The following is a 9,534-nucleotide window of genomic DNA, read 5'->3' as shown; positions in this document are numbered from 1 at the left end:
CGGCTGACGCCTTACCCGGGCTACAGACCGCACGAATTGTAGCCCGGCTAAGCGCCGCGCGAGCCGGGGAGTTTATTGCGGCTTTTTGGGCCGATACTTTTCCGGTAACTCCGGCACCGGGCGTTTGTCATCGATCAGGTGGCGAATCGTCAGGATCGGGTGCCGCCAGAGCATCCGCGGCCCCGCCCAGCGCATAATCTGCTTCATCTCTTCGCGTTTCGCGGGCTGATAGCAGTGCACCGGGCACTGCTTGCAGGCGGGCTTTTCTTCTCCAAATACGCACTTATCCAGCCGCTTGTCGGCATAGCCGTTGAGCGCCTGATAGTGTTCGGCGTCGTCGCGGGCATCCGGGCAGCGGCGCTGGTAGAGCGCAATCATGCTGCTAATGGTCTTTTTTTCCCGCGCAATACGTTTGCCCGCCATCGCCTGTGCCCCCCGATAAAGATGCATTCATAATACACATTCAGAGAGGACGATGCAGCCCCATACTCCCTGAGGATTATGCCGGTTTATCCACGTGCCCCAGCGGTTTTTCCGGGAAGCACACATCGCGCACCCGGCGCTTGAGCTCCGCCGCGTCGGGGAAACCGCCATCCTGCTTGCGCTCCCAGATTTGCACATCATCAACCGCCACCACGAAGATCCCGCCGGTTCCCGGAACCAGCGTGACCGAAGCGATATCGGTGCTAAAGCTGTGCAGCAGTTCCTGTGCCATCCAGCTGGCGCGCAGCATCCAGTTGCACTGCGAACAGTAGGTGATGGTAATCGCGGCTTTATGGCTCATCGGCTTCTCGCTGTCGGTAAAAGGGCAAATTGTAAACAACTTGCAGATTAATTGAAGAATACATGATTATTTTGTTGCAAACGATAATACCTATCATTACCATTCGCAATCAACAAGCATGGAGAAAAAACGTCCAGTAACGGAATAACCGGACACACCTGCACTCTGGAAGTAACGCGTGAGCCAATACTAATAATGATTAAGGCGTGGCTACTATGTATAACTCCACTCAATCAACAGCATGGTTCAAGAAAAGCCTGCTGGTGACTTCTTTGCTTACAGCAATTTATCAGACTTCCGCCGGGGCGGCTGATACCACCGCGAAAACCACCAGCAGCGCATCGACTGATGACAGCTCGGAACGGATGACCGTTACCGCGCCGGCGCCGTTGCTGAAAGCGGGCAGCGAACATTCGATCGGCGCTCAGGAGCTGCAGGATAAAGGGGCCAACGACTTTGGCTCGATCATGCGCTACGAGCCGCTCATTAGCGCCACCGGCGCCAGCGGCGGTTCCGGCAACGGCAAAAGCGGCTTCGACCGCGGCGGCTATACCGGCTACAACATACGCGGCATGGAGAGCAACCGCGTCGGGATCGATGTCGACGGCATCGCCCAGCCGAACGCCACCGGGCGCAGCTACGCCAGCCGCGCGGGCCTTAATACCTTCGGTATGGGCCGCGACTATATTGACCCCTATATGTACGGCAGCATCGATATTCAGTCCGGGGCGACATCAACGGAAACCGCTAACAGCGCCATCGGCGGCAACGTCTCTTTCCGCCCGAAATCCGCGGATGACTACCTGCATCCGGGCAAAACCAGCGCCTTCGGCTACCGCAGCGGCTACGACTCGTCCGATCGCAGCTGGCACAACGGCGTCACCATTGCCGGCGGCGACGAGACCCTGCGCGGGATCTTCGTCTACAGCCGTCGCGACGGTCAGGAGACGGAAAATAACAGCGGGACCGTTGATTCCTATCCGGCAAACTGGCACTCGGACGCCTTTATGGCCTCCGGGATCTGGCAGCCGAATGACGAACATAAGTTCACCAGCACCTTCGATTATTACCATAAAACGAACCACACGCATTACGACGCCTGGGACTCCAGCGGCAACAGCGTTATCGGTACGTCAAACCAGACCAGCCAGACCCGCCGCTGGGGCCTGAGCCTGAAAGACGACTGGACGCCGATGAACGACTATATCGACAGCGTATCGACCAAAGTCTACTACCAGCATACCGAGGCCCATGACTGGACCTATATGCCGGACAGCGTCACCGGCGCGATGCAAACGGTGAGCTCCGACTACGATACCGACACCTGGGGGATTCAGAGCGCGCTGGCGAAATCGATAGGCCGCCACGATCTGAGCGCCGGTTTTAACGCCAGCACGACGAAAACCCAGCGGCCGTTAACCCAGTCGCCAACCCCGAGCGCCTATAGCCAGATTATGCAGCCGGACGCCGACAGCCGCGGCTATATCGTCGCCGGCTTCCTGCAGGACAAAATTAACTTCGACCTCGACGGCCATAACTTTGCGGTTATCCCGGGCATTCGCGTGATGCATCAGTCGACCAAACCGGAAAACGTCTCCGATCTGGCCAACAACAGCAGCGTGCTGACCGGTTCCGACGTGTCAAATCTGTACGGTAAGAACGCTGATACCCAGGCGCTGCCGTCGCTGGTGTTGCAGTACGATATCACCCCGCGCCTGATGACTTATCTGCAGTATCAGCGCGGCGCGCAGTTCCCGAACGCCAGCCAGCTGTACGGTTCGTGGAACCTCGGCTCCAGCTACGCCGGACGCGCCCAGTATGCGCTGATCGGCAACACCGATCTGAAAACCGAAACCAGCGATAACGTTGAGTGGGGGATGAAGGGCGAAGTAACGGAGGGCATCACCATGCGCACCGCGCTGTTCTACAACACCTATAAGAACTTTATCGCCTATACCCGCTACACCCGCGCCAATAATCCGACGCAGTTCACTAACGTACCGTCGAACATCTACACCATTTACCAGGCGGAAAACCGCGATAAAGCGTACATCTACGGCGGCGAAATCAGCGCTAAATTCAACTTTGGCACCTGGTTTGAAGAGGTTAACGGCCTGAGCGCCACCCTCGCTTACGGCTATAGTGAAGGGCAATCGAAATCCAGCTACAGCGGCGATAAGTACGTCGACCTCGATAGCGTCGCGCCAATGAAGGCCATCGTCGGCGTGGCGTGGGACGATCCGGCAAAAGTGTACGGCACCGCGCTGACCGCCACCTTTGTTAAGGGCAAGCGCGCCACCGCCACCAACCGCGAAAGCTATACCAACTCCGGCTCCGCGATTACCGATTCGACCAGCGAGTATATGCGCGTTCCGGGCTACGGCATGCTGGACTGGACCGCGTACTGGCAGGTCGCGAAGAACGTGCGCGTCAACGGCGGCGTGTACAACATTACCGATCGTAAATACTGGGATTATCTGAGCAGCCGCAATATCGAAACGGCGACGAACCAGGACGCCAACGACAGAGCGCTGGCGGTGATGCCTGGCCGCACCTGGCAGCTGGGCGTGAACGTCGATTTCTGACCGGCCAATAATAAGAAACCTGCTCCCCGGCCGCGCGCCGGGGAAACTCATCGTAGAGAAGGATGTGAATTATGCAAAACACCCAACCGCAACATACCCCGCTGTGGCAGCGCTATCTGTCCACGAAAGCGCAATCTTCCGCGAAATACGCCCGCGATATCGCCGCCGAAATGGGGATTAGCGAAGCCGAGCTGACCGAAGCCCGCCTGGGCTACGATGCCGTACGTCTGCAGGACGACGCCCGCGCCATTCTGACGGCGCTGGAAACCGTGGGGGAAACCAAATGCATCTGCCGCAACGAATACGCGGTGCATGAGCAGGTCGGCGAATTTACCCATCAGCATCTGAGCGGCCACGCCGGGCTGGTGCTTAATCCGCGCGCCCTCGATCTGCGCCTGTTTCTCAGCCAGTGGGCCAGCGCTTTTCGCCTGAACGACAACGGCCGCCAGAGCATCCAGTTCTTCGATCCGCACGGCGACGCGCTGCTCAAGGTTTACACCACCGGCAATACCGACATGGCGGCCTGGGATGCGCTGATTGCCGGGCATACGCAGCAATCGCCTGCCCCGCTGGCGATTCGCCCGGCCGAACCGCTGAAATATGCCGACTCCGCCGACGCGGCGGCGCTGGAAAATGAATGGCGGGCCATGACCGACGTTCACCAGTTCTTCGGCCTGCTGAGAAAATATAGCCTGTCGCGCCAGCAGGCTTTCCGCCTGGTCAGCGACGACCTCGCCTGCCGCATTGACACCCGGACGCTGCCGGGCCTGCTGGAAACCATCCGCCAGGATGGCAACGAGATCATGATTTTTGTCGGCAACCGCGGCTGCGTGCAGATCTTCACCGGCGCGCTGGAAAAGGTCGCCCCGATGCGCGGCTGGCTGAATATCTTCAACCCCGCGTTTACCCTGCATCTGCGCGAGGAGAGCGTGGATGAGATCTGGGTGACCCGCAAACCAACCTCTGACGGCCACGTCACCAGCGTCGAGCTGTTCGCCAAAGACGGCACGCAGATCGCACAGCTGTTCGGTCAACGCAGCGAAGGCCACCCGGAGCAGGCGCAGTGGCGTGCGCAGGTCGATCGTTTGACCACCGAAGGGCTACTCGCATGAAGCGCTGGCTGATATTACTTGCGGCGTTTCCGCTGTTGGCCAGCGCCGCCGCCGAGCGGATTGTGTCGCTCGGCGGCGACGTCACGGAGGTGGTTTACGCCCTCGACGCCCAGCGGCAGCTGGTGGCAAAAGACAGCACCAGCACCTGGCCTGCCGCCGCGCAGAGCCTGCCGGATGTGGGCTATATCCGCCAGCTGAACGCCGAGGGGATCCTCTCCCTGCGGCCGACGCTGGTGCTGGCCAGCGCCCAGGCGCAGCCCTCGCTGGTGCTGAAAAAGGTTGAAGAGAATAAGGTTAAGGTGATCAACGTCCCGGGCGGCTACGACCTGCCGGCAATCGAGGCAAAAATTGGCGTGATTGCCGACGCCCTTGGTAAGCAGAGCGAAGGTAACGCCCTGCGCCAGAAGGTTCATCAGCAGATCGCGCAAATTCCGTCGCAGCCCTTGAACAAGCGGGTGCTGTTTATTCTCAGCCACGGCGGCATGAATACCATGGTGGCCGGGAAACAAACCGCGGCGGATGGCGCAATCAGGGCGGCCGGGCTGCAAAATGCCATGCAGAGCTTCGACCATTATCGCAGCATGTCGCAGGAGGGCGTTATCGCCAGTACGCCGGACCTGGTGGTGATCTCCGCCGATGGGCTGAAAGGCATGGGCGGCGAAGCCGGGCTCTGGAAACTGCCGGGGCTGGCGCAGACGCCTGCGGGACGCCATAAGCAGGTACTGGTGATAGATGATATGGCCCTGCTCGGCTTTGGTCCGCGCACCCCGCAGGCGGTGCTCGCGCTGCGGCAAAAAGCGGAGCAGCTGCCCTGATGCGCTCCCACCCTGCCCGTCATCTGTGGTTAATGACGCTGCTGCTGATTGTCCTGACGCTGCTCGCCACCACCCTGGGCGCCATGCGTCTGCCGTTGGCCAGCCTGCTGCCCTCCGGCGATGAGATCCTGAGAAACATCTGGCTGACCATTCGTTTGCCGCGAGTGCTGCTGGCGCTGCTGGTCGGCGCCGCGCTGGCGCTCTCCGGCTGCGTGATGCAGGGGCTGTTTCGCAACCCCCTCGCCGATCCGGGGCTGTTAGGGATCAGCGGCGGCGCGGCGCTGGCGGTCGCCTGCTGGCTGGTGCTGCCTCTGTCGGTGCCGCTGCTCGTGGCGCTGTACGCCCCGATGCTGGCGGCGTTTATCGGCAGCATGGCGGTGATGGTGGTGATTTTTATCCTCAGCCGGGCGGGAGACGCCTCGCTTTCGCGCCTGCTGCTGGTCGGCATCGCCATTAACGCCCTGTGCGGCGCGCTGGTCGGGGTACTGGCGTGGATCAGCAACGATACCCAGCTGCGCCAGCTTTCGCTTTGGGGGATGGGCAGCCTCGGGCAGGCGGAATGGTCGACGCTGCTGGTGGCGGCCACGCTGATGATCCCGGCTTCCCTCGTGGTGTGGGCGATGGCTTCACGGCTTAACCTGCTGCAGCTGGGCGATGAAGAAGCGCACTACCTCGGCGTCAACGTTCGCGCCCTGCAGCGGCTACTGCTGCTGTGCAGCGCATTGCTGGTAGCGTCGGCTGTGGCTATCAGCGGCATTATCGGCTTTATCGGTCTGGTCGTGCCGCATTTGATGCGGATGTGGCTGGGGCCGGACCATCGCGGCCTGGTCCCCGGTTCGCTGCTGTGCGGCGCGATGTTACTGCTGCTGGCCGACACGCTGGCGCGTACCGTTGCCGCCCCCGCCGAGATGCCGGTCGGGCTGTTGACCAGCGTACTCGGCGCGCCGTGGTTTCTGTGGCTGATTTTTCGTCGGGAGAAAGGGACCCATGGATAACCGCTATAGCGCGCGTTCGCTGTCGCTGCGTCTGGGTAACCGGCAGATTATTCATGATGTTTCGCTCCAGCTCTGCGGCGGTGGAATGACGGCATTGATTGGCCCCAACGGCGCCGGTAAATCAACCCTGCTGCGCCTGTTGACCGGTTATTTAACGCCCGACGCCGGCGAACGGGTGGTGGAGGGCCGTCCGCTGGAGAGCTGGTCGGCAGAAACGCTTTCCCGCCGCCGGGCGGTGATGCTGCAGCGTACCCAGCTTCACGCCGACTGGCCGGTTGAGACGGTTATCGCCATGGGCCGTTCGCCGTGGGGCGGCGTAACAAATGAGGAGATGATCCGCCGGGTGATGGAAGAGACCGGCTGCGATCATCTGGCCGGGAGACGCTACCCTTCCCTCTCCGGCGGCGAACAGCAGCGGGTGCAGCTGGCCCGCTGTCTGGCACAGCTGTGGCGCGATGGCGCCCCCGAGGGCTGGCTGTTTCTCGATGAGCCCACTTCGGCGCTGGATCTCTATTACCAGCAGCACCTGCTGCGCCTGCTCAAACGCCTGACCCGCAGCAGCCGGCTGCACGTCTGCATAGTGCTGCACGACCTGAACCTCGCGGCGCTGTGGGCCGACCGGATTCTGCTGCTGTATCAGGGGAAGCTGGTAGCCGAGGGCACGCCGCAGGAGGTGATCCAGCAGCCGATTATCAGCCGCTGGTACGGCGCGGAGGTCAGCATGGGGGAACATCCCGATGCGGCCGTTCCGCAGGTCTATCTGGCGCCGTGAACTGATGAAATGATTATGCCGGGCGGCGGCTAACGCCCCGCCCTGTGAAAACGTTCCTTTCTGAACAGCGAAGCCGGTATGTCTACCGGCTTCGCTGCGATTGCCAAATTAGAAGATCTGCCGATACAGCGCTTTAATCTCTTCCAGATTGGTGTCACGCGGGTTGCCGCCGGTGCACACGTCCGCCAGAGCCGCCGCCGCAAGGGCATCAATATCCTCTTCTTTCATACCGACATCGCGCAGGCGCGCCGGGATATTGACGTCGCGATTCAGCTGCGCCACCGCCTCAATGGCTGCCTGACGCGCTTCGGCAATCGGCAGGGTTGACGCCTGCTTGTTGCCGAGGGCCACCGCAATGTCGCGATATTTTTCGCCAGTATATTCGGCGTTGTAGGCCATGATATGCGGCAGCAGCACCGCGTTAGCCACGCCGTGCGGCGTACCGTAGAACGCGCCCAGCGGGTGGGCCATACCGTGGACCAGCCCCAGACCAACGTTTGAGAAGCCCATTCCGGCAATATACTGCCCCAGCGCCATCCCTTCCGCGCCCTGTGCCTCGCCCTGAACGGAAGCACGCAGCGAGCGGCCAATCACCTCGATAGCCTTCAGATGCAGCATGTCGGTGAGTTCCCATGCGCCTTTGGTGATGTAGCCTTCAATCGCATGGGTTAGCGCGTCGACGCCGGTCGCCGCCTTCAGGCTGGCCGGCATGCTGCTCATCATCTCGGCATCGATGATCGCCACTACCGGGATATCGTGCGGGTCGTAGCAAACAAATTTGCGCCGATTCTGTACGTCGGTAATCACGAAGTTGATGGTGACTTCGGCTGCCGTACCGGCGGTGGTTGGGATCGCAATCATCGGCACGGCGGCGTTTTTCGTCTCCGCTCCGCCTTCGAGACTGCGGACGTCGGCGAACTCCGGGTTATTAATGATGATGCCTATCGCCTTACAGGTATCCTGCGGTGAGCCGCCGCCGATAGCGATCAGGTAGTCGGCGCCCGACTGTTTAAACGTCTCTACGCCCTGCTGCACAACCTCAATCGTGGGATTCGGAACCACTTCATCAAAAATGCTGTAAGGCAGCCCGGCTTCGTCGAGAATAGCAAAAACTTTTGTTGCGACGTTAAAACGAATCAGATCCTTATCCGTGACCACCAGCGCTTTTTTGAAGCCGCGTTTTTTAACTTCATCAACGATACAGCGAATCGAACCTGGGCCAAAATAAGAGGTTTCGTTTAAAATCATTCTGTAAGCCATTTGTGCTCCCTCAATTCGAGTGTTTGATAACCATAATATTTAGCCCTACAGTAACGTGACTGGCGCAGCCATTTTATTAATTCATATCAAATAACACCCTAATTGCCCGGCACGCTGTTGCAGTTAATTAACCCATCGCACATTAGTCATGAGATCTGTCCAGCATACTGGACATCAGCGAGCATCAACTTTAATGATGCCAGGGACACCAACAGCAATATAGACCTGAGAAAGATATTATCTCATGATGGATATTATTGAACTGGATCACATTATTTTATCTTTTACTGCCGATACGCATTCGTATAGCCAAAAAGATATCTCTGTAGAAGCACAACAGAAACAGGAGGGACTCATGGCGCTTAAGCCGGCGTGCGTTAAAAACTGCCTTCGATTATTCTCTATATCTCTTTCTTATCCATCTCCTTATCTCACCGCCCGCCAACATCAAGTACATCAGATGGTCATATCGTCAACTTAACACTTTAGAAACAAAAGCATCATTTCCTCAACAAAGCGGCCATCCCAGGCCGTTGGCTATCGATTAAACATCTATAATAAGAATTATCTGTCATTATTCATAATTGCTTATCAGCCTGTCGATAGCAAAACATCTTTTTCTTAAGAGTCGCGAGTTCTCATTATTAAGAATATTCTCTATCATTTGCGAGATATTATTTGTTAATAATCTAAAAACATAAAAAAAACAGTCAAGATCTCTATCTTTATTGCAAACAACATTACCTCTTGTTAATATAGCCCTTGACATATATTATTTATTATAAAAATACCATTTATGATGCTTATTAACTTTTATTCTAATCACCTGACCATACTTCTCCAACGGCAGTAGTAAATGTCTGACTTTATAAATTGACATTTCGCACCTGCCCGCTAATTCACGAGTAAGTAACCCTTCAGGTTCATGTTCTTTCAATACATAAAGAATATACTCCTGCTCTGGTACAATTACCCCGGAGAATTTATTGATGCCCATTGAACTCATCAATACTCGTAAACTTTCAACTGCAGCCACAGAATTTTGATGTGAATGCGGGGTACAGGGTGAAAATGAAATCTTCATGAGTCAGCTCCTTCTGTCATTAAGTACACGGCAGTATGGATTGCCCCTACGAAAACGGCAACATTAGCTTTAAATTTCAACTTAAACAGTACATTTATCTGAAATTCACTTTTTTTTATGATAAAAA

Annotated in this window: 10 protein-coding genes; 6 read left to right on the top strand and 4 right to left on the bottom strand. The window is 57.6% G+C overall.

What is annotated here, in order from left to right; all coding sequences use genetic code 11:
- Positions 1–72: 72 nt before the first annotated feature.
- Positions 73–423, bottom strand: a complete 351-nt coding sequence (locus ABLU87_RS21565; RefSeq protein WP_014226548.1) for a nitrous oxide-stimulated promoter family protein — start codon at positions 421–423, stop codon at positions 73–75.
- Positions 424–499: 76 nt separating this feature from the next.
- Positions 500–784: a SelT/SelW/SelH family protein gene (locus tag ABLU87_RS21560; RefSeq protein WP_004853555.1), complete on the bottom strand. Its 285-nt coding sequence runs from the start codon at positions 782–784 to the stop codon at positions 500–502.
- A gap of 215 nt (positions 785–999) precedes the next feature.
- On the opposite strand from ABLU87_RS21560, the gene ABLU87_RS21555 reads away from it, so the two are divergent.
- The 5 genes from ABLU87_RS21555 to ABLU87_RS21535 all read left to right on the top strand — a co-directional run bounded on the left by ABLU87_RS21555 (position 1,000) and on the right by ABLU87_RS21535 (position 7,063).
- Entirely contained in the window at positions 1,000–3,369 is a 2,370-nt protein-coding gene (locus ABLU87_RS21555) for a TonB-dependent receptor (protein ID WP_122117836.1), read from the top strand.
- Positions 3,370–3,440: 71 nt separating this feature from the next.
- Positions 3,441–4,481, top strand: a complete 1,041-nt coding sequence (locus ABLU87_RS21550) for a ChuX/HutX family heme-like substrate-binding protein (RefSeq protein WP_122117837.1) — start codon at positions 3,441–3,443, stop codon at positions 4,479–4,481.
- Positions 4,478–5,296 carry a hemin ABC transporter substrate-binding protein gene (locus ABLU87_RS21545; RefSeq protein ID WP_047723013.1) on the top strand — a complete coding sequence of 273 codons (819 nt, stop codon included), beginning with the start codon at positions 4,478–4,480 and terminating at the stop codon, positions 5,294–5,296. Before ABLU87_RS21550 ends, ABLU87_RS21545 begins: the two co-directional genes overlap by 4 nt.
- Positions 5,296–6,291, top strand: coding sequence for an iron ABC transporter permease (locus ABLU87_RS21540; protein ID WP_014226552.1), 996 nt, complete (start codon positions 5,296–5,298; stop codon positions 6,289–6,291). The genes ABLU87_RS21545 and ABLU87_RS21540 overlap by 1 nt, the downstream gene beginning before the upstream one ends.
- A complete protein-coding gene (locus tag ABLU87_RS21535; RefSeq protein ID WP_122117838.1) occupies positions 6,284–7,063 on the top strand; it encodes a heme ABC transporter ATP-binding protein in 780 nt (259 codons plus the stop codon). The genes ABLU87_RS21540 and ABLU87_RS21535 overlap by 8 nt, the downstream gene beginning before the upstream one ends.
- Positions 7,064–7,171: 108 nt before the next feature.
- Here the strand turns inward: ABLU87_RS21535 and fucO are convergent, their stop codons facing one another.
- Complete coding sequence (fucO, locus tag ABLU87_RS21530; RefSeq protein WP_122117839.1) at positions 7,172–8,323, bottom strand: lactaldehyde reductase; 1,152 nt, start codon at positions 8,321–8,323, stop codon at positions 7,172–7,174.
- A 244-nt stretch (positions 8,324–8,567) separates the two neighbouring features.
- On the opposite strand from fucO, the gene ABLU87_RS21525 reads away from it, so the two are divergent.
- Positions 8,568–8,804: a hypothetical protein gene (locus tag ABLU87_RS21525; protein WP_142927844.1), complete on the top strand. Its 237-nt coding sequence runs from the start codon at positions 8,568–8,570 to the stop codon at positions 8,802–8,804.
- 291 nt (positions 8,805–9,095) lie between these two features.
- On the opposite strand, the gene ABLU87_RS21520 is transcribed toward ABLU87_RS21525, so the two are convergent.
- Positions 9,096–9,407, bottom strand: coding sequence for a FaeA/PapI family transcriptional regulator (locus ABLU87_RS21520; protein ID WP_196942049.1), 312 nt, complete (start codon positions 9,405–9,407; stop codon positions 9,096–9,098).
- Positions 9,408–9,534: the final 127 nt, after the last annotated feature.

Origin of the sequence: Klebsiella sp. CB_Kp196, from assembly GCF_040061575.1 — a bacterium.
In the GTDB taxonomy this organism is placed as follows: Bacteria; Pseudomonadota; Gammaproteobacteria; order Enterobacterales; family Enterobacteriaceae; genus Klebsiella; species Klebsiella michiganensis.
The sequence above is the reverse complement of the archived record's forward strand: the minus strand, read 5'-3'. Positions and strand labels throughout refer to the sequence as shown.